This window comes from Streptomyces sp. TSRI0281, from assembly GCF_001905125.1.
Lineage (GTDB): Bacteria > Actinomycetota > Actinomycetes > Streptomycetales > Streptomycetaceae > Streptomyces.
Genome location: NZ_LWLE01000003.1, coordinates 299,132 through 322,709, shown reverse-complemented (window position 1 = coordinate 322,709; position 23,578 = coordinate 299,132). Strand labels below are relative to the sequence as shown.

Here is a 23,578-nt window from a genome sequence, read left to right as displayed (position 1 = left end):
TGTCACAAGCGCGGGCTGCGCGCAGAACTCGCAGGCATACGGAAAAGCCGCGCCCCCACAGGCTAAAACCTGGGGGGCGCGGCATCCATTCCGGGCCCGGTGGGACTCCCGTGACAGGGGCCACACCGAGGTCGGTACGGGGCTAGCTCTCCGGACGCTCTTCCGGTGTCGCCTCGGTGGACGGGGCGGCATCCTTCGTCAGGTCCGTCGGGGCGATCTCCGCCGGAGTGGCCGAACCGTTGGCGGTGGAAGCGCCATTGGTGAGGGCCAGCTCCTTCGGCGAGAGCACCGGCGGACGCGTCGACGGGGTGCGCCGGACGGAACCGGTCCACGCCGGGCGGGCCGGGCGCTTCACGATCGGGGCGAAGATCTCGGCGATCTGCTCCTTGCCGAGCGTCTCCTTCTCAAGGAGTTCGAGCACGAGGGCGTCGAGGATGTCGCGATTCTCGACGAGGATCTCCCACGCGTCGTTGTGCGCGGTCTCGATGAGCTTCTTGACCTCTTCGTCGACGAGCGCCGCGACCTCTTCCGAGTAGTCGCGCTGGTGACCCAGCTCCCGGCCCACGAAGGGCTCGGTGTTGTCGCCGCCGAACTTGATCGCGCCGAGCCGCTCCGTCATGCCGTACTGCGTGACCATCGCGCGGGCCGTGGCACTGGCCTTCTCGATGTCGTTCGCGGCACCGGTGGTCGGGTCGTGGAAGACCAGTTCCTCGGCCGCGCGCCCGCCCAGCATGTAAGCGAGCTGGTCGAGCATCTCGTTGCGCGTCGTGGAGTACTTGTCCTCCTCCGGGAGCACCATCGTGTAACCGAGGGCGCGGCCGCGGGAGAGGATCGTGATCTTGTGGACCGGGTCCGACTGGGGAGAAGCCGCCGCGACCAGGGCGTGGCCGCCCTCGTGGTACGCGGTGATCTTCTTTTCCCGCTCGGACATGATCCGGGTCCGCTTCTGCGGGCCCGCCACGACGCGGTCGATGGCCTCGTCGAGCATGCTGTTGTCGATCAGCGTCTTGTTGCCGCGCGCCGTGAGGAGCGCGGCCTCGTTCAGCACGTTCGACAGGTCGGCACCGGTGAAGCCGGGCGTACGGCGGGCGACGGCGCCGAGATCGACGTCCTTCGCTACCGGCTTGCCCTTCTGGTGCACCTTGAGGATTTCGAGACGGCCCAGCATGTCCGGACGGTCGACCGCGATCTGCCGGTCGAAACGTCCTGGACGCAGCAGCGCCGGGTCGAGGATGTCCGGCCGGTTCGTGGCGGCGATCAGAATGACGCCGCCCTTCACATCGAAGCCGTCCATCTCGACGAGCAGCTGGTTGAGGGTCTGCTCGCGCTCGTCGTGACCGCCGCCCATGCCCGCACCGCGGTGCCGGCCGACGGCGTCGATCTCGTCGACGAAGACGATCGCCGGGGCGTTCGCCTTGGCCTGCTCGAAGAGGTCACGCACTCGGGAGGCACCGACACCGACGAACATCTCGACGAAGTCGGAACCGGAGATCGAGTAGAACGGCACACCCGCCTCGCCCGCGACGGCGCGAGCGAGCAGCGTCTTGCCCGTGCCGGGCGGCCCGTACAGCAGGACACCCTTGGGGATCTTGGCGCCGACGGCCTGGAACTTCGCCGGCTCCTGGAGGAACTCCTTGATCTCGTGGAGCTCCTCGACAGCCTCGTCGGACCCCGCCACATCGGCGAACGTCGTCTTCGGGGTGTCCTTGGTGATCAGCTTGGCCTTGGACTTGCCGAACTGCATGACCTTGGATCCGCCGCCCTGCATCTGATTCATCAGAAACAGGAAGACGACCACGATCAGGACGAAGGGCAGCAGCGAGAGGAGGATCGAGACGAACGGGGACTGCTTCGACGGCGAGACGGTGTAACCCTTCTCGATGTCACCGCTCTCGAACTTCTTCTGCAGCGTGTCGGCAAGCTCGACACCCTGGTTGCCGATGTAGCTCGCCTGGAACTTGCTGCCGGACTCGCCGTCGAGCTTCTGGCCGCCCTTCAGCTCAATCTTGAGAATCTGTTCGTCACCGGTGGTCAGCTTGGCCTGCTCCACCTGGTCCTTGCTGATCGCCTGGATCACCTTGCCGGTGTCCACCGTCTTATAGCCGCCAGACGAGCCGACGACCTGCATCAACACGACCACGGCGAGGACGGCCAGCACGATCCACATGACCGGCCCACGGAAGTATCGCTTCACGTCCATCCATACGGAGCGAAGACGCCCCGTCCCTCCTGCCCGTAGGTAAATGCTGCTGTGAGATAAAGACTGTTCTTCGGACGGTACCCCAGCATTGTCACCTGCGACCGCCGGGGACGTCTGACAAACCCGCTTTCGAAGCCTTCAACGGCGGGAAATCAGTGAGGGTTCCCCAGAGTTCGGCCGGGTTCGGGCCCGTGGGGGCCTCGCGGGCTGTCAGCCGCCGTAGACGTGCGGGGCGAGCGTGCCGACGAACGGAAGGTTGCGGTACTTCTCCGCGTAGTCCAGTCCGTAGCCGACGACGAACTCGTTGGGGATGTCGAAACCGATCCACTTCACATCGATCGCGACCTTCGCGGCATCCGGCTTGCGCAGCAGGGTGCAGACCTCAAGGGTGGCCGGCTCCCGCGAGCCCAGGTTGGACAGCAGCCAGGACAGCGTCAGACCGGAGTCGATGATGTCCTCGACGATCAGGACATGCTTGCCCTTGATGTCGGTGTCCAGGTCCTTGAGGATCCGGACGACGCCGGAGGACTGGGTGCCCGCGCCGTACGAGGAGACGGCCATCCAGTCCATCGTGACGGGGGTGGACAGCGCGCGCGCCAGGTCCGCCATCACCATCACCGCGCCCTTGAGCACGCCGACGATGAGCAGGTCCTTGCCCGCGTACTCCGCGTCGATCTTCGCGGCCAGCTCGACGAGCTTCGCGTCGATCTCTTCCTTGGTGAGGAGCACCGACTGAAGGTCGGTGCCCATGTCCTTCTCGTTCACCCGCGTCTCTTTCTTTGCCTGCCGGACCCGGGGCGCACCCCGGACCGGCCCGGCTGTTTCGCCTGCTCTTCAGCCGCTTGTGCTTCAGCTCTGCCGAATCACCAGTCTGCCACCCTGCCGCCGGGCTTCGACGCGGCCGGGCAGGTTGATGGCCCGCTGGCCGCGCCAGCCGGTGATCAGGCGGTCGACTTCCTCGATGTGCCGGGCGAACAGCGAACCGGCCGGCGCCCCGGCGTCGAGCACGGCCCGGCGCAGCACCCGGCGGCGTACCGCGGGCGGCAGGACGTAGAGCTTGGCGCACTCCAGCCGGCCGTCGTCGTCGCGTACGGAGGTCTCGGCCTCGGCGGCCCAGGTGTCGAGGGCGTCGGCGTCGTCGCGGGAGAGCTGGGCCGTACGGGCGAGGGCTTCGACGACACCCTTGCCGAGCGCCTTCTCCAGGGCGGGCAGGCCCTCGTGGCGCAGCCGGGAGCGGGTGTAGGCGGGGTCGATGTTGTGCGGGTCGTCCCAGACGGGGAGGGACTGGACCAGGCACGCCTTGCGGGCGGTCTGCCGGTCGAGCTGGAGGAAGGGGCGGCGGTAGCGGCCGGCCGGCCCGGACGCGGCGGCCATCCCGGAGAGCGAGCGGATCCCGGAGCCGCGGGCGAGGCCGAGCAGAACCGTCTCCGCCTGGTCGTCGCGGGTGTGGCCGAGGAGGACGGCGGCAGCGCCGTGGCGCTCGGCGGCGGCGTCCAGGGCGGCGTAGCGGGCGTCGCGGGCGGCGGCCTCGGGGCCGCCCTCACGGCCGACGTCCACGGCGACGGACTCGACCGGGTCGAGGTCCATGGCGGCGAGCCGGGCGACGACCTCGGCGGCACGCAGGTCGGAGCCTGCCTGCAGGTTGTGGTCGACGGTGATCCCGCCGGCCCGGACGGAGAGCTTGCGGGACTCGAAGGCGAGGGCCGAGGCCAGCGCCATGGAGTCGGCGCCGCCGGAGCAGGCGACGAGCACGAGGGGGGTGTCGGGCCGTTCGGGGAGTGCGGCGCGACCGCTGCCCGCACCGGCTTCGGCGAACCGGGGGCGTTCGGCGAGCGGGGACCGCCGCGCCTGTTCCGGGTGCCGGTCGTGGTCGGAGTGCCGGTGGTAGTCGGTGAGTACGTCGTGGAGTACGCGGCGGACCGCCAGGCGTATCGCCGCGACCGCAGGATGGGGACCCATGTCCGGTGCCCTTCATGGAGTTGGGAAGTGCGTCGAGCGCCGGAACGGGTGCGTTCCGTCACTCAGAGTGCGTCGATGGTGACAGAGCCAAGCTGTCCATCGAGCATTGCACGCCTTCCCATGCCCCTATGGTCCCTCGGATGGGTGATTGGAGGGCCATTCCGCGGTCGTCGGGCGGTGCGGGATCACGACTCTGCCTTACGGTGCACCCGCGCGACCCAGTCCGCCGGCTTGGCGATCTCCGCCTTGGTCGGCAGGGTGTTCGGTGAGGTCCAGATCCGGTTGAAGCCGTCCATACCGACCTCGTCGACCACGGACCGGACGAACTTCTCGCCGTCGCGGTACTGCCGCAGCTTGGCGTCGAGGCCCAGGAGCTTGCGCAGGGCCAGGTCGAGGCGGCCCGCCCCGTTCGCCCTGCGCTGCTGGAACTTCTCGCGGATCTCGCCGACGGAGCCGACCACCTCGGGGCCGACGCCGTCCATCACGAAGTCCGCGTGGCCTTCGAGCAGCGACATCACGGCGGTGAGGCGGCCGAGGGTCTCGCGCTGACCGGGCGTCTGCACGATCTCGACGAGGCTGCGTCCGCCCTCCTCGCCCTGCTCGCCCTCGGGTCGGCTGCCGCCGGACAGGGTCTGGGCGGCCTCGCGCAGCCGCTCCAGGACGGTCACCGGGTCGATGTCGGTCTCGTCGAGGAACGACTGGATCTCGCCCCGCAGATGGTCGCGGAGCCAGGGCACACCGGTGAACTGGGTGCGGTGGGTCTCCTCGTGGAGGGCCACCCAGAGCCTGAAGTCGTGCGGGTCGACGTCCAGTTCCCGCTCGACGTGGACGATGTTGGGGGCGACCAGCAGCAGTCGGCCGCCGCCGGTGGCGGAGCCGGGCAGTTCACGGGTGGCGGGGGCGAACGTCTCGTACTGGCCGAGGATGCGGGAGGCCAGGAACGACAGCAGCATGCCCAGTTCGACGCCGGTCACCTTGCCGCCGACCGCACCGAGGACAGCGCCGCCGGGGCCACCGCCGCGCCGGTCCTGCATCTTCTCCAGGAGGGGGCGGAGCAGCTCGCGGAAGCCCGCGACGTTGGCCTTGATCCAGCCCGCGCGGTCCACGACCAGGACGGGGGTGTCCTCCGGCCTGCTCCCCTCCGGAATCATCCGGGTGAACCCGCGTACGTGCTCCTCCGAGGCTTTGGCATGCCGGCGCAGCTCCGCGACGACGGCGCGGGCCTCCTCGCGGCTGATGTCGGGGCCCGGCCGCACAAGTCGGGTCGCGGTCGCGGTCGCGAGTTTCCAGTCGACCATCTCGGCACCACCGATGCTCGTCATGCGCCAACCGTACGTGAGGCGGGCGCCCGGTGGCGGGGTGTTGCCCCGCTCATCGGGTCTTCCCGGTGAGCGCGGTGGCCAGGGCGTCGAGGGCCGGCTCGGCCTCGGCGGCGGACGGGGTGCCCGACGCCAGGAAGGCGAAGGCGAGGAGCCGCCCCCGGTGGTCCAGGACCGTTCCGGCGAGGGCGTTGACGCCGGTGAGGGTGCCGGTCTTGGCGCGGATCACGCCGGTGCCGCGGTCGGTCGCGGAGTAGCGGTTGCCGAGTGTGCCGCTGAAGCCCGCCACCGGGAGGCCGGTGAGGACGGGGCGGAGTTCGGGGTGGTCCGGGTCGGCGGCGCGGGCCAGCAGGGCGGCGAGGAGTCCCGCGGTGACCCGGTCTTCGCGGTCGAGGCCGCTGCCGTCGGCGAGGCGGGCGCCGGTCACCGGCAGCTTCAGCTTCTTGAGCTGCGCGGTGACGGCGCGCCGGGAGCCCTTGAAGTCGGCCGGTTCGCCCGCAGCGAGGGCGGTCTGCCGGGCGAGGGCCTCGGCGATGTCGTTGTCGCTGTTGGTCAGGGCCCGTTCGACGAGGGAGGACAGCGGGGCGGAGCGATGGGTGGCCACCGGCTCGGACGCGGCGGCCGGGCGTCCGGCACGGGGGGCGGACTTCGTCGCGACGCCGTCGTCGTCGAGATACCCGGCGAAGGCGCGGGCGGCGTCCCCGGCCGGGTCGGTGGTGCGCGGGGCCGGGCCGCGGTCGGTGCTGTCGAGGCGTCCCTCGTCGACCATCAGGGCGCTGACGGGGGCGATGTTCTCGTTGGGGCCGATGGGGTGCAGGGCGGGCCCGGAGTAACGGGAGGTGTCGTAGGCCAGCTTGACGGAGGTGACGCCCTTCGCGCGCAGGGCCCGCACGGTGTCGGCGGCCAGCGCGCGCAGGGCGGCCTTGCCGAGTGTGGGGTCGCCGCCGCCGACGAGGGTGAGGGTGCGCCCGTCGGGCGACGCCCGGACCGTCGTGGCGATGCGGTGGTCGGGGCCGAGGGCGGAGAGCGCGGCCGCCGCGGTGGCGATCTTGACGGTGGAGGCCGGGGTCATGGGGGTGGTGGCGCCGTGTCCGTACAGCTGCTTGCCGGTGGCCGTGTCGATCACGACGGCCGTGCTGCGGGTGCCGAGTGCGGGTGAGTCGAGCAGCGGGGCGAGGGTGTCCGGAAGACCGGACGCGCCCTCGGGGGCCGAACGGGGGACGGTGGAGCCGAGCGCGCCGAGTACGGCGGGCGCGCTGGGGGCGGGATCCGCGCCGCCGGGCGTGGTCCGGCCGTGATGTGCGCCACCTGTACGATCCCGGACGGCGGCCCGGTCCCGCTCGGCCTTACGCTGACCGGAGTCCCAGGGACCGGCGGCGATGACGGCGCCGGCCGCGACGACCAGGCCGAGCACGGCGGAGCCTGCGACGAGCGGCCAGTTGTCCGACCCGAGTGTTCTCTTCGGGTCTTTCAGCTTGTCCTTCAGCGTGTCTTTGAGCCTGCCCCATTTGTTCAACGGCTTGATCGAGGGTCTTTCCACCGGCTCGGCCACCGTTGACCAGCCCCTTTCGCGAGCACACTTCTGCGTGGGGGACACTTAATCACCAGTCGTATGTGTTGATCATGGAGGAGCCACCCGTGGAGTTCGACGTCACCATCGAGATTCCGAAGGGTTCGCGGAACAAGTACGAGGTGGACCACGAGACCGGTCGGATCCGTCTGGACCGTCGACTCTTCACCTCGACCAGCTACCCCGCCGACTACGGATTCGTCGAGAACACCCTGGGCGAGGACGGCGACCCGCTGGACGCGCTGGTCATCCTGGACGAGCCGACCTTCCCCGGCTGCCTCATCAAGTGCCGCGCCATCGGCATGTTCCGTATGACGGACGAGGCCGGCGGCGACGACAAGCTGCTGTGTGTCCCGGCGTCCGACCCCCGGGTGGAGCACCTGCGCGACATCCACCACGTGTCGGAGTTCGACCGCCTGGAGATCCAGCACTTCTTCGAGGTCTACAAGGACCTGGAGCCCGGCAAGTCCGTCGAGGGTGCCGACTGGGTCGGCCGCGCCGAGGCGGAGGCCGAGATCGAGGCTTCGTACAAGCGTCTTGAGGCCCAGGGCGGCGCGCACTGACGTAGCTCTTCCGGTTCCGTTTGTGAGCCGGACGGCCGTACGGGAACGGGCGGCACACCCACGTGGGTGTGCCGCCCGTTCCATGTGTCCGCCGCATCCGCCCGCTGGGTGCGCCCGTTTCGCGCGCGGGCTGGTTCCGGGTGCGCGCCCATGTCCGCGGCCATACTGGGCACACGAGCCGCCGAGGGTGTGCAGCGACGAGGAACGAGGTCGAGTGGTGGCGGAATCGGGCGGTCCTGAGGACCAGAAGCCCCAGTCCGACGAGGCGCGCAGCGCCTTCGTCCCGCCTGCCGGTACGGGTCGGCCCACCTCCCCGTCCGAGGACGACCAGCCGACGTCGGAGTTCGCCGTGCCGCCCGGTCTGCAGACCGACGCGCCGGGGGGCTCCGGGCCGGGTTCCGGTTCCGGTTCCGGGGGTGGTTCGGGCGGCGGGCCGGGAAGCGGCTCGAACTCCGACACGCTCAGTTCGGCCTTCGCCCCGCCCCTGACCTACAGCGCCCAGCATTCGCCGCCCGCGTTCACCCCGGCGCAGGGCATCCCGATGATCCGGCTGACCAAGGAAGCCCCCTGGCAGGACCGGATGCGCACGATGCTGCGGATGCCGGTGACCGAGCGCCCGGCCCCCGAGAGCGTGCAGCGGACCGACGACGCGGGCCCCGCCGTGCCGCGGGTGCTCGACCTGACGCTGCGTATCGGGGAACTGCTGCTGGCGGGCGGTGAGGGTGCCGAGGACGTCGAGGCGGCGATGTTCGCGGTGACGCGTTCGTACGGGCTCGACCGGTGCGAGCCGACCGTCACCTTCACCCTGCTGTCCATCTCGCACCAGCCGTCGCTGGTCGAGGACCCGGTGACGGCGAGCCGCACCGTACGCCGCCGGGGCACCGACTACACCCGGCTGGCCGCGGTGTTCCGGCTCATCGACGACATCGCCACGGAGGACATCGACGTCTCGCTGGAGGAGGCGTACCGGCGCCTCGCGGAGATCCGGCGCAACCGGCACCCGTACCCGGGCTGGGTGCTGACGGCCGCCGCCGGGCTGCTCGCCGGTTCGGCATCGGTGCTGGTCGGCGGTGGTGTGCTGGTCTTCATCGTGGCGGCGGCCGGTGCGATGCTCGGGGACCGGCTGGCCTGGCTCTGCGCCGGGCGCGGGCTGCCGGAGTTCTACCAGTTCATGGTCGCGGCCATGCCGCCCGCCGCGATGGGCGTCGCGCTGACCCTGACCCATTCGACGGATGTCCGCCCGTCCGCGGTGATCACCGGTGGGCTGTTCGCGCTGCTGCCGGGGCGGGCGCTGGTCGCCGGTGTGCAGGACGGCCTGACCGGCTACTACATCACCGCGGCGGCCCGGCTGCTCGAAGTCATGTACTTCTTCATCGGCATCGTCACCGGTGTGCTGCTGATCCTCTATCTGGGGGTCCAGCTGGGCGTCGGGCTGAACCCGGAAGCGCGGTTCGTGCCCAACGACCGGCCGGTGCTGCAGATCCTGGCGTCGATGGCCCTCAGCCTGGCGTTCGCGGTCCTGCTCCAGCAGGAACGATCCACCGTGCTCGCGGTGACCCTCAACGGGGGCGTGGCCTGGATCATCTACGGGGCGATGGCCCGTACCGGCGGCATCTCGGCGGTGGCGGCCACAGCGGTGGCGGCCGGTCTGGTGGGCCTGTTCGGGCAGTTGTTCTCGCGCTACCGGTACACGTCCTCGCTGCCGTTCATCACGGCGGCGATCGGACCGCTGCTGCCCGGTTCGGCGACGTACTTCGGGCTGCTGGGTGTGGCGCAGGGCGAGTTGGACACCGGGCTGGCCTCGCTGTCGACGGCGGTGGCGACCGCGCTGGCCATCGCGATCGGCGTGAACCTGGGGAGCGAGATCTCCCGGCTCTTCATGCGGGTGCCGGGCGCGGTCGAGGGCGCGAACCGCCGTGCGGCCAAGCGGACGCGTGGCTTCTGATACGTGTGACGGGTGGCTGCGAAACGCGTACGGCGCCCCCTCCGGTGTCGGAGAGGGCGCCGTACGGATGCGTGTGCGTGGGGCCATGTGCGTGGTGCCGTGTGCGTGGGGCCGTGTGCGTGGTGGTCGCGCGTCGTGTGTCGTCGTGCGGGAGGCTCAGCGCTTGGCGTGACGGCCGCGTCCGCCCGAGGACGGGCTCCCGCCCGCCGACGGACCGCCGTCGCCGTCCTGCTGGTCCCGGGCGGCCTTCTTCGACTTGCTGCGGGCGCGCAGGAACTCGATCACGATCGGCACCACCGAGATCAGCACGATCAGGATGAGGATCAGCTCGATGTGCGCGTGCACGAAATCGATCTTGCCGAGCATGGCGCCGAGCACCGTGACACCGACACCCCAGAGGATGCCGCCGATGATGTTGTACGTGATGAACGAGCGGTAGTTCATCCGGCTCACACCGGCGATGATCGGCGTGAAGGTCCGCACGATGGGCACGAAGCGCGCCAGGACCAGCGACTTCGGACCGTACTTCTCGAAGAAGTCGTGGGCCTTCTCCACGTTCTCCTGCTTGAAGAGGCGGGAGTCGGGGCGCCTGAAGAGGGACGGGCCCACCTTGCGGCCGAAGAGATAGCCGACCTGGTCGCCGATGATCGCCGCCAGCGCCACCAGGGTGCAGACCAGCCAGAGCGGGTACTTCAGATCGCCCGTGGTCACCAGCAGACCCGTGGTGAACAGCAGGGAGTCGCCGGGCAGGAAGAAGCCGATCAGCAGTCCGGACTCGGCGAAGACGATGAGAAGAAGGCCGGGAAGTCCGAAGGTGTTGAGCAGATAGTCCGGGTCCAGCCAGCTCGGGCCGAGCGCAAGCGTATTCAAGGGTCCGGGCTCCAGGATCGTTCGATGGCGGCTGCGTGGCCGCCCCAAGCTATCAACGCCCGGACGCCGCTCCGGGTTCCAGTAGCCCCCGCGGAAATGCGCGCTGTACGAACCGGGGCAAAGCTGTCCTCAGGAGGTGCCAACCCATGGGCATTGAGGATTACGGCGGCGGACAGACGGCCCAGGCCGACGTCCTGGTCGTCACGACGAATGACGTACCCGGCCATCAGGTCACCCAGGTGATCGGCGAGGTGTTCGGGCTGACCGTGCGCTCCCGCCACCTCGGCAGCCAGATCGGTGCCGGGCTGAAGTCGATGATCGGCGGCGAGCTGAAGGGGCTGACCAAGACCCTGGTCGAGACCCGCAACCAGGCGATGCAGCGGCTCGTCGAGCAGGCGAAGGCACGCGGCGCGAACGCGGTGCTGATGATGCGGTTCGACGTCTCCGAGGCGGCAGACGTGGGCACGGAGGTGTGCGCGTACGGCACGGCGGCGGTGATCAGCAAGACCTAGCCGGTCGGGGGCGACGGGCCGGGGGCGGCGGGGCACGGCGGGTTACGGCTCGGGGGCGGCGGGCGCGGGGAGTTCGTCCCGTTTCCGCACACGCGCCAGCTTCGGCGATATGCGGCTTATACGTCGTTATGGTGACCCGATGACCCCCGATTCCGCCGCCCCCGCGCTCCCCGCGCCCACCCCCGCCCGGCGGCTGCTGCCGGTCGTTCTGCCCGCGCTGGTCGTGGGCGTGGTCTCCGCGCTCGTCCTGCTCGGCGTCAGCCTCCTCGCGGAGCGGCTCCAGGACGTGCTCTGGGAGACCCTTCCCGACGCGCTCGGCGTCGGCCGGTACTCCTCGCTGTGGATGATCGTGATGCTCACCGCGACCGGCCTCGCGGTCGGCCTGGTCGTGCACACCGTGCACGGCCGCGGCGGGCCCGACCCGGCCACCACCGGGCTGGTCGACGCCCCCATGGCACCCGGCGTCGTCCCCGGACTGCTCCTGGTGACCTTGCTGGCCCTGGCGGGCGGGGTGAGCCTGGGGCCGGAGAACCCGATCACCGCCGCCAACATCGCGCTCGCCTTCTGGCTCGGCCGCCGCGCCGCGCCCGGAGCGCCGGCCGAGCTGTGGGTCTCGCTCGCCGCGGCGGGCACCATCGGCGCCCTGTTCGGCACCCCGGTCGCCGCGGCCCTGATCCTCTCCGAGACCCTCGCCACACGCCCCGGCCCGGGGGCGCTCTGGGACAAGCTCTTCGCCCCGCTCGCGGCGGGTGCGGCCGGGGCGCTGACCATGACGCTGATCGACCACCCGAGCTTCGACCTGTCGCTGCCGGACTTCGCGCATCCGGGGTGGGGCGACCTGCTCGCCTCCCTGGTGATCGCCTCGGCGGGAGCGCTGCTCGGCCTGGTGGCGGTGTACGCCTTCCCCGTGGCGCACCGGGCGTTCAGGGCCCTGAGGCATCCGGTCCTCGCACTGACCGCGGGCGGGCTGGTGCTGGGGCTGCTGGGTGCGCTGGGCGGGCACCTCACCCTCTTCAAGGGGCTCGAAGAGGTGAAGGAGCTCGCCGCGGACCCGGACGGGTGGTCGGCCGGGGGTTTCGCGGTGATGGCGGTGGTGAAGACAGCCGCCCTGGTGATCGCGGCGACCTGCGGCTTCCGGGGCGGCCGGATCTTCCCGGCCGTCTTCGTGGGGGTGGCGCTCGGACTCTGCGCCCATGCGCTGGTCGACGCGGTGCCGCCCGCCCTCGCGGTGTCCTGTGCGGTGCTGGGTGTCCTGCTCGCCATCACCCGGCAGGGCTGGCTGAGCCTGTTCACGGCAGCGGTGCTCGTCAGCGACATGGCCGTACTGCCCCTGCTCTGCGTGGCCACGCTGCCCGCCTGGCTGCTGGTGACCGGGCGGCCCCAGATGCAGCTGCACGAGGACGGCACACCGCTGCGATGAGGGGGCGCACGCGCGAGGACGGCGCCCTTCGCGGGTACGGACGGGGTCCGGTGTCCGGCGCGCCGGTTGCGCGCGATGTCCGTATCGTCGCCTTCGTATCGTTACGCCCGGCTTCATCGCCGACTCGGTTCGACGGAGGTCTCCGTATGCCCATGCCCGTCCACGCCGCCGTCATCGGGTCCGCCCGGGCCATCCCGTCCGGCCCCGCCGCCGAGAACTGAGAAGGGTGCGACACCATGGCGCTCCACCGAGGTGCCCATCCGCACCAGGACGAACCCACCGAGGAGCGGCGCAGGCTCGCCCTCAACCCGTTCTTCGGCGAGGCCGACCCGGCGGCGGGGATGGAGTCCGCGCCGCCCCGGCACCGGCTGCCGGACGGGCCGCTGCCGCCCTCGACGGCGTACCGGCTCGTCCATGACGAGCTGATGCTCGACGGCAACTCGCGCCTCAACCTGGCCACGTTCGTCACCACCTGGATGGAACCCCAGGCCGGGGTGCTGATGGGCGAGTGCCGGGACAAGAACATGATCGACAAGGACGAGTACCCGCGCACCGCCGAGCTGGAACGACGCTGTGTGGCGATGCTCGCCGATCTGTGGAACGCCCCCGATCCGGCGGCGACCGTGGGGTGTTCGACCACCGGGTCCAGCGAGGCGTGCATGCTGGCCGGGCTGGCGCTGAAACGGCGCTGGGCGAACCGGAACGCCGACCGCTACCCGGCCACCGCGCGGCCCAATCTGGTGATGGGCATCAATGTGCAGGTCTGCTGGGAGAAGTTCTGCACGTTCTGGGAGGTCGAGGCGCGGCAGGTACCGATGGAGGGCGGCCGCTTCCATCTGGACCCGCAGGCCGCGGCGGAGCTGTGCGACGAGAACACCATCGGGGTCGTCGGCATCCTCGGCTCCACGTTCGACGGCTCCTACGAGCCGATCGCGGAGCTGTGCGCGGCGCTGGACGATCTCCAGGAGCGTACGGGGCTCGACATCCCGGTCCATGTGGACGGGGCGTCCGGGGCGATGGTGGCGCCGTTCCTGGACGAGGACGTGGTGTGGGACTTCCGGCTCCCCCGGGTGTCGTCCATCAACACGTCCGGGCACAAGTACGGACTCGTCTACCCCGGGGTCGGCTGGGCGCTGTGGCGTTCGGCCGCCGAGCTGCCGGAGGAGCTGGTCTTCCGGGTCAACTATCTGGGCGGCGACATGCCGACCTTCGCGCTGAACTTCTCCCGGCCGGGGGCGCAGGTGGTGGCGCAGTACTACACGTTCCTGCGGCTGGGCCGGGAGGGTTACCGGGCCGTCCAGCAGGCGTCGAGGGATGTCGCGGGCGGCCTCGCCCGCGCGATCGAGGACCTGGGGGACTTCCGGCTCCTGACCCGGGGGGACGAGCTGCCGGTGTTCGCCTTCACGACGACGCCGGAGGTCGGTGCGTACGACGTGTTCGACGTGTCGCGGCGGCTGCGGGAGCACGGGTGGCTGGTGCCCGCGTACACGTTCCCCGCCAACCGGCAGGATCTGTCGGTGCTGCGGGTGGTGTGCCGCAACGGGTTCTCGGCGGATCTGGCGGAGCTGCTGGTGGAGGATCTGCGGGTGCTGCTGCCGGAACTCCGTGCCCAGCGGCACCCGTTGAGTCACGACCGGCCGGTGCCCACGTCGTTCCATCACTGAGGAGCGCCGCGGGTGGCCCGACCGGGCCGAGGGCCGGCACCCGTCCGGCGTCCGGCGGCCGGGCCCCGGTGCCCGGCCGCCGGACGCGGCAGCGATCAGCGGTTCAGCCGGGTGAACCTCCGTACCGCCAGCGGGAAGAACACCGCGACCATTGCCACCGGCCAGAGCACCGCCAGGAGTTCGGCGTGGCCGGCCGCCCAGGAGCCGGTCGCACCGCCCGGATTGCCGAACAGGTCGCGTACCGCCGTGGCCGTCGCCGACATGGGGTTCCACTCGACCACCGCGCCCAGCCACCCCGGCATCGACTCCGGCGTCGCGAAGACGTTGGAGAGGAAGCCCACCGGCCAGACGAGGATCTGCACCGCCTGCACCATCTCCGGCCGGCCCGCCACCATCGCCAGCTGGATGCCGACCCACAGCATCGCGAACCTCAGCAGGAGCAGCAGCCCCACCGCCCCCAGGGCCGCGCCGAGTCCGTTGTGCCAGCGCCAGCCGACCGCGTAGCCGACGCCGATCATCACGGCCAGGGCCGCCACCGACTGGAGCATGTCCGCGACACTCCGCCCGACCAGCACGGCACCCGAGACCATCGGCATCGAGCGGAATCGGTCGATGACCCCCTTGCCCAGGTCCTGGGTGACCGTGAGCATCGTCGCCTCCAGCCCGAAGGCCATGGTGAGCGCGAGCATGCCGGGCACCAGGAACTCGGTGTGGTCGCCCTCGACGCCCCGGCCGCCGCCGACCAGGTAGTTGAACATCAGGAGCAGCATCACCGGGAAGACCAGGCCCACGACGACCTGGACCGGCTGCCGCGCCCAGTGCGCCAGTTCGCGCCGGGTCATCGTCCATGAATCGGCCAGGGCCCAGCCGAGCCCGGCGAAACCCGACGAGCCCGTACCCGACGGGTCCGTACCCGAGGAGTCCGTACCCGAGGAGTCCTTGCCGGAGGAGTCCTTGCCGACCGAATCCGTCGTGCTGATCGCCGCCGCGCTCATGCCGCCACCTCCGTGCGGTCCGCGCTCCTGTCGGTGAGGGACAGGAACACCTCGTCCAGGGTCGGGCGGCGCACCGCGATGTCCTCCGCCTCGATGCCCGCCTCCTCCAGTGCCCGTACGGTCCGGGTCAGCGTCGCCATCCGGTCCGGGGCCGGGGCGTTGAGCAGCCGCCGGTCCTCGTCGACGCGCAGGTCCGTGCCGCCGAGGAGCGCCGCCGCCTCCGCCAGCCGGGCCGCGTCGCGCAGGGTCACGTCGATCCGGTCGCCGCCGACCAGCGCCTTCAGTTCGTCGGCGGTGCCCTCCGCCGCCACCCGGCCGTTGTCGATCACCGAGATCCGGTCGGCCAGCTGGTCCGCCTCCTCCAGATACTGCGTGGTCAGCAGGACCGTGGTGCCGCCGCCGACCAGGGAACGAACCGCCTCCCACACCTCGGCCCGGCCGCGCGGGTCGAGGCCCGTCGTCGGCTCGTCCAGGAACAGCACCTCCGGGTCGGTGATCAGCGAGGCGGCCAGATCGAGCCGTCGCCTCATGCCCCCGCTGTACTGCTTGACGGCCTTGCGCCCGGTGTCCGCCAGCCCGAAGCGCTCCAGAAGTTCGTCGGCGCGCGCGCCCGCCCGGCGCGCGCCCAGGTGGTACAGCCGGCCGAACATCTCCAGGTTCTGCCGGCCGCCCAGCTCCTCGTCCACCGCCGCGTGCTGCCCGAGCAGACCGATCCTGCGCCGCACCTCCCCGGCCCGTTCGCGGACGTCGAGGCCCGCCACCTCCACGCGGCCCTCGTCGTGCCGCAGGAGCGTCGACATGATGCGTACGGCGGTGGTCTTGCCCGCCCCGTTGGGGCCGAGCACCCCGTGCACGGTGCCCCTGCCGACCGTGAGGTCCAGGCCGTCCAGGGCGTGCTTGTCCCCGTACCGCTTGCGTACGCCGTCCACGACGATCGCGTCGGTCAAAATCCCTCCACCCTTTGTAGTCAAACTTGACTAGATGGGCAAAGGTAACCGGCCGAGGGTCATTCGTCAAACTTGATTAGTGATCGTCCCCCGGATCGGGGACCCCTGTCGCGTACGGGTTCTCCTCGCCCTCCGCGAGGACCCCGACGAACGGTTCGCCCTCACCCGAGAAGGTGTACGCCCCGCCCTCGATCCGCTCGATCAGCCCCCGGGTCCACTCGGCACCCGCGTCCGCCGAGTGCACCCACAGGTTCATGATCTCGCCGATGTGCCCGAGCGACTCGGGGCCGTCCGCAGGGGTGTAGTACTCCGTGACCGAGGCCCGCCACGCCTCGATGGCCGCGATCCGCTCCTGGAGCAGCGCGACCGCCTCGTCCCGCTCCAGGTCGACGATGAAGCCGACGGCCGCCGAGAGCACGTCCATCTTCTGGTCGTACGAGGTGATGGCCGCGCGCAGCAGGGAGCGGTACTCCCGGACGCCCTCGTCGGTGATCTCGTACTCCGTGCGGGGCGGGCCGCCCGCCGTGGACGGAGCGGTCTCGTGCGCGCGCAGCAGCCCTTGCTTCGCCATCTGCTTCAGGGCGTGATAGATCGACCCCGGCTTGGCGTTGGACCACTCGTGCGCGCCCCAGTACTCCAGGTCGTTGCGGACCTGGTAGCCGTGCGCGCGGCCGTGCTGCCGTACGGCGCCGAGGACGAGCAGCCGGATCGCGGACATCCCACCCGCCCTTCCTTCGTACTCAACTTTGACTACAGGACAGCCCTCAGCGTATCCCGCGTCGGGGCACAAAAAGCCGGGCCAGGCAAGGTCGGGGCGGGCAAGGCCGGCAGAGAGAGGGCAGCGCGAAGAGCCGGGGCCCCAAAAGAGGCGGCGTCAGAGCGGGAAGACCGTCCGGCCGTGCTGGATCGACATCCACTTCTGCGTGGTGAACGCCTCCACCACCGCCTCGCCGTTCAGCCGCCCGGTCCCGGACATCTTCTCGCCGCCGAAGGCGACCAGCGGGTCGTCCTGCACGGTGGAGTCGTTGACGTGGAACATCCCGCTGACGATGCGCTGCGCGAACCGCACCCCGCGTTCGGCGTCGGCGGTGTGCACGGCGCCGCTCAGTCCGTACGGGCTGCTGTTGACGAGCCGTACGGCCTCCTCCTCGCCGTCGAACGTCATCAGCAGCGCCACCGGGCCGAAGATCTCCTGTGCCAGCAGCGGCGAGTCGTCCGCGAGGCCGGTCAGCACGGTCGGCTCCACGACATTGCCCCGGATGCGGCCCCGTACGAGCGCGGTCGCCCCGTCCGCGACCGCCTCCTCGACCAGGGCGGCCAGTGCGTCGGCCTGGAAGGTGTTGATGACCGGGCCGATCCGGGTCTCCGGGTCGCGCGGGTCACCGGCCTTGAGCGCCGCCACCTCGGCGGTGAACCGCTCGGTGAACTCCGCTGCCACCCGGCGGTCCACCAGGATGCGGTTGGCGGCCATGCTGACCTGCCCCTGGTACAGGAAGCGGCTGAACACGGCCGCCTGGACGGCGTACTCCACGTCCGCGTCCTCCAGCACCACCAGCGCGCTGTTGCCGCTCAGTTCCAGGATGGTCCGCTTGAAGAGCCCGGCGGCGGTGGCTGCCACATGGCGGCCGGTCCGGTCGGAGCCGGTGAAGGAGATCACCTTGGGCACGGGGTGCGCGATGAACGCGTCGCCTATCTCGGCGCTGTCGGTGACCACGACATTGAGCAGCCCGGCCGGCAGTCCGGCGTCCTCGAAGATGCGGGCGATCAGCGCTCCGCCGACGATCGGGGCGTTCTGATGGGGTTTCACGACGACCGCGTTACCGAGTGCCAGCGCGGGTGCGACCGACTTCATGGTCACCAGGAAAGGGAAGTTGAAGGCGCTGATCACACCGATGACGCCGATGGGCAGCCGGTAGAGGCGGTTCTCCTTGCCGTCCGTCACCGACGGCAGCAGCCGCCCGGTGGGACGCAGTGCCTGCCGGATCGCCTCGCTCAGGAATTCCCTGCCGCTGCGGACCTCGTACTCCGCCCTGATCCGGGTGCCGCCGAGTTCGTCGATGATCGCCTCGACGATTTCATCGGTGCGTTCCTCGGTGATACGCAGCGCTCGTTCGAGGACGGCTCGGCGCTCGTACGGATTGGTGGCGGCCCACTGCTGCTGGGCGCGTTCGGCGGCGCGGTAGGCCCGGTCGACCTCCAGCGCCGTGGCGACGGTGATGGAACCGAGTTTCTCACCGTTGTAGGGATTGAAATCGATGATGTCCCACGAGCCGCTTCCGGTCAGCCACTCGCCGTCGATGTACTGGTGGGCCAAGGCGTGGAAGTAGGACATGCAATCCCTTACTGCAGGCGTTCGCAGACTCCTGATGCGACGTCATCGTACTGACAAATCACGTCAGTTGGAGGAGTCCACGAAGGAGATCCCGGCTCTCTTCCGGTCCCGGACTGTCCTCGTGCAGCCGCACCATGGCCTTTTCGTACTGTGCGACCTCCTCCGGCTTGTCCACATAGAGCGCGCTCGTCAGCTGCTCCAAATAGACAATGTCCGACAGATCGGATTCCGGAAAACGCAGCATCGTAAAGGAACCGCTCTCGCCCGCATGCCCGCCAAAACTGAAGGGCATCACTTGGAGAGTGATGTTCGGCTGCTCCGACATTTCGATCAGATGCCGCAATTGTGCGCGCATCACCTCGCGTTCGCCGTACGGACGGCGCAGCGCCGCCTCGTCGAGCACCGCGTGGAAACGCGGCGCGCGCTCGGAGACGAGGGCTTTCTGGCGCTCCAGCCGCAGCGCGACCCGCCGGTCGACCTCGGCGGCGGGGGCGCCGCGCATGCCCCGGGAGACGACCGCATGGGCATAGGCCTCGGTCTGCAGCAGACCGTGGACGAACTGGACTTCATAGATACGGATGAGCGAGGCCGCCCCCTCCAGACCGACATACGTCTGGAACCAGCCGGGCAGCACATCTCCGTAACTGTGCCACCACCCCGCCACGTTGGCCTCCCGGGCCAGTCCGAGGAGGGAGTCACGCTCCGCCTCGTCCGCGACACCGTAGAGCGTGAGCAGGTCCTCGACGTCCCTGGCCTTGAAGCTCACCCGTCCCAACTCCATGCGGCTGATCTTCGATTCGGAGGCCCGGATGGAGTAGCCGGCCGCCTCACGGGTGATGCCGCGCGACTCACGCAGGCGTCTGAGCTGTGAGCCCAGCAGGATGCGCCGCACCACAGATCCACTCGACTCGCCTGCCGACACTGGTCCGACCCTCCCCATCGCTTACCGGGCACCGAGGTCCCCCCGAACCCCGGAGCCGGATTCTGCCACCAAAACGCTTCAGCCCGTACTCATTCGATTACGGAAATGAGAAGCCGTCCTGAAAGCTCCGAAACTACCTGACGGAAGAAATACGGCAGAACCGGCACGCTATCGGGCAGGTCCGGCGCGTGCACGTGCATCTGCCCTTGCATCTGCCCTGCGCATTCGGAACCATGGTCCTCACGCACCTGCGTGCTCGTGTTGTGCCGCTGTACCCCCCGCAGTACCGCTACAGGCAGTGCCGCTACAGCCGCGAATCCCGGGAGTGCCTCGTATGGGGACGAATGGATCGACGATGCTCGAGCCGTTACGGCAGGGGCTTCCCCCCATCGACCCCTCGGCGGTCGCCGGATCGGCATCCTGCATGCTGCCCGCCTGCTACGAAGCGGTCAGCGGGGCACGGAAGTTCACCAGAACGACGCTCAGCCAGTGGGAACTGACCGACCGTTTCGACGATGTCGCACTCGTCGTGTCCGAACTCGTCACCAACGCGCTGCGCCACGCGCTGCCCGCCGACACCCCCCGGGACCCCCAGGAACCGCCGGTGCGGCTGCATTTGATGCGCTGGACCTCGCGACTGGTGTGCGCGGTACGTGACCCCAGTCAGGCGAGCCCGGTGGCGGGCGAGGCGGCGGACTCCGCCGAGTCGGGCCGTGGCCTGTTCCTGGTGGAGTCCTTCAGCGACAGCTGGGGCTGGCACCCCGCCCCCACGCCGATGGGCGAGAGCCCGTCCGGCGCGCTGTACGGCAAGGTGGTCTGGGCGCTCTTCCGGCTCGCGGACAACGAGCTGACGGACAACGCGAAGCCGCAGGAACCCGCGGTCAGTTACGCGGAGTAACACACAGTTACCGATAGGGCGGACAGGGGCGGACAGAGGCGGCCTGGAGCAGCGGTCAGCGGCGCGGCATGTCCTGATGCCGTGCCCGCCGCGCCGTCCGCGCGGGCGGCCCCGGACGTGCGGACGTATCAGCCGCCGGACGCCAGATGGTCGAACTCCCCGTCCTTGACGCCCAGCAGCAGCGCCTCTATCTCGGCCGGCGTATAGACCAGGGCGGGCCCGTCGGGGTGGCGCGAGTTCCGCATCGCCACATTCCCTCCGGGCAGTTTCGCGAACTCCACACAGGACCCCTGGGAGTTGCTGTGTCTGCTCTTCTGCCAGACGACTCCGCGAAGCTCTGTGGCCGCCATGCCGTTGTACACGTGGTGCACAGGACGCTCCCCGAGTTGCAAGGTGCAAGTGTCAACTAGCTCGGATCATAGCTGTGTTCATATGCCAATGCATGAGCAGATGCACGTGCACGCGGGGTGTTCCTTTGATTACAGCTTTTCTTCTCCTTCGCACGTCCTGGAAGAGAGACGAACGGCACGCCTATTCCGCTCCCGCTTAACGGAGTTGATCGTGCGGGCCCTGGTAGCTTGGCGCGGTCTTTCGACCATGAATCAGCAAGGGGGAACTTTACGTGGACAGGTTCGTACGCACCGGCGCCGTCGTCGCCGCCGGTCTTCTCGCCACGATCGCACTGACCGGCTGCGGCGGTGACAGTGACAGCGGCGGTGACAGCGACCCGGGCAAGGGGGCCGGTTCGGGCGCCGCGCAGAGCGAGAAGCCCGGCGGCGGCAGTGAGGGCACCGGCTCCGGCGGCACGGACGCCGCCGCGCTGGAGGGCACCTGGGCGGGACTGACCGACGGCAAGGCCGTCGCCCTCTCCATCGCCTCCGGCAAGGTCGCGCTCGTCGCCGACCAGGCCGTCTGCCAGGGCGAGGTGAAGGACATGGGCGAGGTGATGCTCGCGCTGAAGTGCACCGACGGCACCAAGGACCGCACCATGGGATCCATCGAGTCCAACGACGGCAAGACCGTCGTCGTCTCGTGGGAGGGCGGGGCCAAGGACACCCTGGCCAAGACCGAGCCGGGCAAGCTGCCGACCGGGCTGCCGGGCATGCCCACCCCCTGACGGACGGGCTCAGTCGGCGCGCGGGGCGATGTCCGCGCGTCTGCTGCCGCCCCGGTAGTCCAACGCCTGCGAGAACTCCTCCAGCGCTTCGAGGAGCAGTGTCGCGCCCTTGCGTACGACGGGGTCGGGGGCGGGGTCGGCCGCGGTGGCCGGTACGTCCCAGCGCGCCACCTCCTCGGCGACCGGCTGCCAGTCCGGGACCCGTCTCTCCCGTACCGCCTTCGCGCCCTTCTCCGTCGCCCGGCGCAGCGCGTCGGCCAGTTCGGCCGCGCCGGGCACGGAAGCGGCCGAGGCCGCCGGGAGATGGGCCTCCAGCAGCATGGCGGACCGGCCGAGCTGGGAGAGCGCGTGCTGGGCGTCGGCGGCGGCCGCCCGGGAGATGCCCCGGTGGCGTACGGGTTCGTGCTGGGCGGTCGCCAGCGCCTCCTGCCAGGCGACCCGCGCCTCCCGGGTGGCGAGCAGGGCGGCCCGCACGTCCTCGTGGCTCCTGGCCGTGGGATCGGCGTACTGCTCGATGACCGTGGCCGCGTACCGCCCGTCCGAGATCAGCCAGTCGGCGAGCCGGTTGCGCAGCCGCGGGGTCTCCCAGGCCGGGTAGAGGGCGTACGAGATCATCGCGAGCAGTCCGCCCACGAGGGTCAGCACCACGCGTTCGGTGACGGTCTGGGACAGATCGTCGCCCGCCATCCCGAGCAGGAAGACGACGTAGGCGGAGACACAGACCTGGCCGACCGCGTAGCCGGTGCCCATCAGCAGGTACATCAGCCAGGCGCAGAACACCGCGAGGATCGCGGAGAGCGTCGCGTCCGGGTGCGCGGCCTGCACGATGCCGGTGGCGACCCCGACACCGACCAGGGTGCCCCCGAAGCGGGCCACGGAGCGCGAGTACGTCTGCGAGAACTCCGGCCGCATCACCATGACGGCGGCCATCGGCGCCCAGTAGCCGTGGCCGAACGGCAGCGCGGTACCGAGGAGGAATCCGGCGGCGGCCACCACGGAGACCCGGATCGCGTGCCGCAGGATCGGGGAGCCGTGGTGCAGTTCCCGGCGCATCGCCTTGAGGATCACCGGGATCAGCCGCAGGAGAGTGGGACGGTGCCGGCCGTCCGTGGCCGAGGGGGCGAGGTCGGCCGGGTGGACGGGGCCGGCCGGGTGGGCGCAGTCGGGCTCGTGGGCGCGGTCGGTCGGGTGATCCGGGTCGGGCTCGTGGGCGCGGTCGGGCCGGTGACGCGGGTCGGGCCGGTGACGCGGGTCGGGCCGGTGACGCGGGTCGGGCCGGTGACGCGGGTCGGGCGGCCTGGACCGTCCGGTGTGATCGGACCGGTCCGTCGGTTCGCGGGTTCCGGTGCCCTCGGCGATCTCGATGACATCGGCGAGCAGCGCGTCGAGCCGGTCGGCCGCGCGTCGGGCCGGCCCGACGAGGATCACCTCGTTGTCGGGGGTCCTCAGGACTCCCAGGTCGGTCGGGGCGAGGTGGACGGGGTCCCCGCTCCGTACCGCGCGGGCGGCGGCGTCCAGTACGGAACCGGCGGCGCCCAGCAGCTCACGCACCCAGACCCGTTCCAGCCCTTCCGCGGGCACCCCCAACGCGGGGTCGGCCAGTGAGGCCAGCACCGGGCGCAGCCGTTCGGCGACGCCCCGGGCGCCGTGCAGGTCGGCGGGTCGGCGGCGGGCCTCGCGGGGGGTGACGGCGGCGGCGCTGCGGGCGGTCATCAGGGGCAGTGGGTCGAACGGTGCGACCGGGTCGTCGCGCAGCCTGCGGGCGTAGTCGGCCTCGGCTGCCAGCGCGTCGGCGAGCGCGTCGCGCTGGGCGCCCCATCTGCGTACCGGGAACAGCACGATCAGCGCCGCCTGGACCACCCCGCCGACCGCGATCATCCCGGCGTGCGCGGCGGCGTCCGCGACCGAGGTGGGCAGGGTGACCGTCACCAGCATGATCGCGACGTTGGACGCGGCGATGATGCCGCCCGTCGGGCCCGCGGCCCAGGCCATCCCGGCGACGAACGTCCAGACGGCGAGCAGACACATGAACACGACGGTGTGGGAGCCGGTGAGATAGCCCAGGAACGTCGACACGGCGAGGCTGGCGCCGGACACCAGGGCGAGCACGGGGCGCGGGCGCCAGCTGCGCTGGAAGGTGGCGATGGCCGCCTGGAACGCGCCGAACGCGGAGCTGGCGGCGATCGCCGGCCCGAACAGCGAGAGGCTGACTCCGACGACGAGGGCGAGACCGGCCGCGCCGCGGAGGGCGATGAAGGGTTCCAGCCTGCGCCGCTCGATCGTCAGGCCCGCGCGGGCGGTCTCCTTCAGCGCCCGGAGCCAGCTCATGGCCCGAGCCTAGCCGG

At 70.6% G+C, this 23,578-nt stretch carries 20 protein-coding genes; 7 read left to right on the top strand and 13 right to left on the bottom strand.

Annotated features, from left to right (window positions below; all coding sequences use genetic code 11):
• Nucleotides 1-142: 142 nt before the first annotated feature.
• The 5 genes from ftsH to dacB form a co-directional block, all read right to left on the bottom strand.
• Complete coding sequence (gene ftsH / locus A6A29_RS09725) at nucleotides 143-2,200, bottom strand: ATP-dependent zinc metalloprotease FtsH (RefSeq protein ID WP_073719591.1); 2,058 nt, start codon at nucleotides 2,198-2,200, stop codon at nucleotides 143-145.
• 210 nt (nucleotides 2,201-2,410) lie between these two features.
• Nucleotides 2,411-2,950 (bottom strand): hypoxanthine phosphoribosyltransferase, encoded by a 540-nt coding sequence (gene hpt / locus A6A29_RS09720; protein WP_073719669.1) that lies wholly within the window; start codon nucleotides 2,948-2,950, stop codon nucleotides 2,411-2,413.
• A 99-nt stretch (nucleotides 2,951-3,049) separates the two neighbouring features.
• Nucleotides 3,050-4,159: a tRNA lysidine(34) synthetase TilS gene (tilS, locus tag A6A29_RS09715; RefSeq protein ID WP_073719590.1), complete on the bottom strand. Its 1,110-nt coding sequence runs from the start codon at nucleotides 4,157-4,159 to the stop codon at nucleotides 3,050-3,052.
• Nucleotides 4,160-4,344: 185 nt separating this feature from the next.
• On the bottom strand, nucleotides 4,345-5,481 hold the full coding sequence (locus A6A29_RS09710; protein WP_073719589.1) for a zinc-dependent metalloprotease: 1,137 nt from the start codon (nucleotides 5,479-5,481) through the stop codon (nucleotides 4,345-4,347).
• Nucleotides 5,482-5,530: 49 nt separating this feature from the next.
• Nucleotides 5,531-7,030 carry a D-alanyl-D-alanine carboxypeptidase/D-alanyl-D-alanine endopeptidase gene (gene dacB, locus A6A29_RS09705; protein ID WP_073719588.1) on the bottom strand — a complete coding sequence of 500 codons (1,500 nt, stop codon included), beginning with the start codon at nucleotides 7,028-7,030 and terminating at the stop codon, nucleotides 5,531-5,533.
• Nucleotides 7,031-7,116: 86 nt separating this feature from the next.
• On the opposite strand from dacB, the gene A6A29_RS09700 reads away from it, so the two are divergent.
• Together A6A29_RS09700 and A6A29_RS09695 are read left to right on the top strand one after the other, a co-directional pair.
• Nucleotides 7,117-7,611 (top strand): inorganic diphosphatase, encoded by a 495-nt coding sequence (locus tag A6A29_RS09700; RefSeq protein WP_003968257.1) that lies wholly within the window; start codon nucleotides 7,117-7,119, stop codon nucleotides 7,609-7,611.
• 214 nt (nucleotides 7,612-7,825) lie between these two features.
• Nucleotides 7,826-9,556 (top strand): threonine/serine ThrE exporter family protein, encoded by a 1,731-nt coding sequence (locus A6A29_RS09695; protein ID WP_073719587.1) that lies wholly within the window; start codon nucleotides 7,826-7,828, stop codon nucleotides 9,554-9,556.
• A 156-nt stretch (nucleotides 9,557-9,712) separates the two neighbouring features.
• Here A6A29_RS09695 and A6A29_RS09690 read toward each other — a convergent pair whose 3' ends face one another.
• The gene (locus A6A29_RS09690) at nucleotides 9,713-10,426 is read right to left on the bottom strand and encodes a DedA family protein (RefSeq protein ID WP_073719586.1); all 714 of its coding nucleotides are present in this window, start codon (nucleotides 10,424-10,426) and stop codon (nucleotides 9,713-9,715) included.
• A gap of 146 nt (nucleotides 10,427-10,572) precedes the next feature.
• Here A6A29_RS09690 and A6A29_RS09685 point away from each other — a divergent pair, with 146 nt between their 5' ends.
• The 3 genes from A6A29_RS09685 (at nucleotide 10,573) to A6A29_RS09675 (ending at nucleotide 14,022) form a co-directional block, all read left to right on the top strand.
• Nucleotides 10,573-10,938, top strand: coding sequence for a YbjQ family protein (locus tag A6A29_RS09685; protein WP_073719585.1), 366 nt, complete (start codon nucleotides 10,573-10,575; stop codon nucleotides 10,936-10,938).
• 139 nt (nucleotides 10,939-11,077) lie between these two features.
• Complete coding sequence (locus A6A29_RS09680) at nucleotides 11,078-12,358, top strand: ion channel protein (RefSeq protein WP_073719584.1); 1,281 nt, start codon at nucleotides 11,078-11,080, stop codon at nucleotides 12,356-12,358.
• Nucleotides 12,359-12,594: 236 nt separating this feature from the next.
• Complete coding sequence (locus A6A29_RS09675; protein ID WP_073719583.1) at nucleotides 12,595-14,022, top strand: glutamate decarboxylase; 1,428 nt, start codon at nucleotides 12,595-12,597, stop codon at nucleotides 14,020-14,022.
• 95 nt (nucleotides 14,023-14,117) lie between these two features.
• Here the strand turns inward: A6A29_RS09675 and A6A29_RS09670 are convergent, their stop codons facing one another.
• The 5 genes from A6A29_RS09670 to A6A29_RS09650 all read right to left on the bottom strand — a co-directional run bounded on the left by A6A29_RS09670 (nucleotide 14,118) and on the right by A6A29_RS09650 (nucleotide 19,236).
• Nucleotides 14,118-14,864, bottom strand: coding sequence for an ABC transporter permease (locus A6A29_RS09670; RefSeq protein WP_073719668.1), 747 nt, complete (start codon nucleotides 14,862-14,864; stop codon nucleotides 14,118-14,120).
• Between the two features lie 149 nt (nucleotides 14,865-15,013).
• On the bottom strand, nucleotides 15,014-15,964 hold the full coding sequence (locus A6A29_RS09665) for an ATP-binding cassette domain-containing protein (RefSeq protein WP_073719582.1): 951 nt from the start codon (nucleotides 15,962-15,964) through the stop codon (nucleotides 15,014-15,016).
• Between the two features lie 76 nt (nucleotides 15,965-16,040).
• The gene (locus A6A29_RS09660; RefSeq protein WP_073719581.1) at nucleotides 16,041-16,682 is read right to left on the bottom strand and encodes a PadR family transcriptional regulator; all 642 of its coding nucleotides are present in this window, start codon (nucleotides 16,680-16,682) and stop codon (nucleotides 16,041-16,043) included.
• Between the two features lie 156 nt (nucleotides 16,683-16,838).
• A complete protein-coding gene (locus A6A29_RS09655; protein ID WP_073719580.1) occupies nucleotides 16,839-18,296 on the bottom strand; it encodes an aldehyde dehydrogenase family protein in 1,458 nt (485 codons plus the stop codon).
• Between the two features lie 58 nt (nucleotides 18,297-18,354).
• Entirely contained in the window at nucleotides 18,355-19,236 is an 882-nt protein-coding gene (locus tag A6A29_RS09650) for a helix-turn-helix domain-containing protein (protein ID WP_073719579.1), read from the bottom strand.
• A 337-nt stretch (nucleotides 19,237-19,573) separates the two neighbouring features.
• Here A6A29_RS09650 and A6A29_RS09645 point away from each other — a divergent pair, with 337 nt between their 5' ends.
• The gene (locus tag A6A29_RS09645) at nucleotides 19,574-20,116 is read left to right on the top strand and encodes an ATP-binding protein (RefSeq protein WP_073719578.1); all 543 of its coding nucleotides are present in this window, start codon (nucleotides 19,574-19,576) and stop codon (nucleotides 20,114-20,116) included.
• 128 nt (nucleotides 20,117-20,244) lie between these two features.
• Here A6A29_RS09645 and A6A29_RS09640 read toward each other — a convergent pair whose 3' ends face one another.
• Nucleotides 20,245-20,487 carry a DUF397 domain-containing protein gene (locus A6A29_RS09640; protein ID WP_073719577.1) on the bottom strand — a complete coding sequence of 81 codons (243 nt, stop codon included), beginning with the start codon at nucleotides 20,485-20,487 and terminating at the stop codon, nucleotides 20,245-20,247.
• 251 nt (nucleotides 20,488-20,738) lie between these two features.
• On the opposite strand from A6A29_RS09640, the gene A6A29_RS09635 reads away from it, so the two are divergent.
• A complete protein-coding gene (locus A6A29_RS09635; RefSeq protein WP_073719576.1) occupies nucleotides 20,739-21,233 on the top strand; it encodes a hypothetical protein in 495 nt (164 codons plus the stop codon).
• 9 nt (nucleotides 21,234-21,242) lie between these two features.
• On the opposite strand, the gene A6A29_RS09630 is transcribed toward A6A29_RS09635, so the two are convergent.
• On the bottom strand, nucleotides 21,243-23,561 hold the full coding sequence (locus A6A29_RS09630) for an FUSC family protein (protein WP_073719575.1): 2,319 nt from the start codon (nucleotides 23,559-23,561) through the stop codon (nucleotides 21,243-21,245).
• Between the last annotated feature and the right edge of the window lie 17 nt (nucleotides 23,562-23,578).

Excerpts from the sequence above, each read along its gene's own strand:
- ftsH (WP_073719591.1), bottom strand. The coding sequence starts at position 2,200 with ATGGACGTGAAGCGATACTTCCGTGGGCCGGTCATGTGGATCGTGCTG.
- hpt (WP_073719669.1), bottom strand. The coding sequence starts at position 2,950 with ATGGGCACCGACCTTCAGTCGGTGCTCCTCACCAAGGAAGAGATCGAC.
- tilS (WP_073719590.1), bottom strand. The coding sequence starts at position 4,159 with ATGGGTCCCCATCCTGCGGTCGCGGCGATACGCCTGGCGGTCCGCCGC.
- A6A29_RS09710 (WP_073719589.1), bottom strand. The coding sequence starts at position 5,481 with ATGACGAGCATCGGTGGTGCCGAGATGGTCGACTGGAAACTCGCGACC.
- A6A29_RS09685 (WP_073719585.1), top strand. The coding sequence starts at position 10,573 with ATGGGCATTGAGGATTACGGCGGCGGACAGACGGCCCAGGCCGACGTC.
- A6A29_RS09680 (WP_073719584.1), top strand. The coding sequence starts at position 11,078 with ATGACCCCCGATTCCGCCGCCCCCGCGCTCCCCGCGCCCACCCCCGCC.
- A6A29_RS09675 (WP_073719583.1), top strand. The coding sequence starts at position 12,595 with ATGGCGCTCCACCGAGGTGCCCATCCGCACCAGGACGAACCCACCGAG.
- A6A29_RS09670 (WP_073719668.1), bottom strand. The coding sequence starts at position 14,864 with ATGACCCGGCGCGAACTGGCGCACTGGGCGCGGCAGCCGGTCCAGGTC.
- A6A29_RS09660 (WP_073719581.1), bottom strand. The coding sequence starts at position 16,682 with ATGTCCGCGATCCGGCTGCTCGTCCTCGGCGCCGTACGGCAGCACGGC.
- A6A29_RS09655 (WP_073719580.1), bottom strand. The coding sequence starts at position 18,296 with ATGTCCTACTTCCACGCCTTGGCCCACCAGTACATCGACGGCGAGTGG.
- A6A29_RS09650 (WP_073719579.1), bottom strand. The coding sequence starts at position 19,236 with ATGGGGAGGGTCGGACCAGTGTCGGCAGGCGAGTCGAGTGGATCTGTG.
- A6A29_RS09645 (WP_073719578.1), top strand. The coding sequence starts at position 19,574 with ATGCTCGAGCCGTTACGGCAGGGGCTTCCCCCCATCGACCCCTCGGCG.
- A6A29_RS09630 (WP_073719575.1), bottom strand. The coding sequence starts at position 23,561 with ATGAGCTGGCTCCGGGCGCTGAAGGAGACCGCCCGCGCGGGCCTGACG.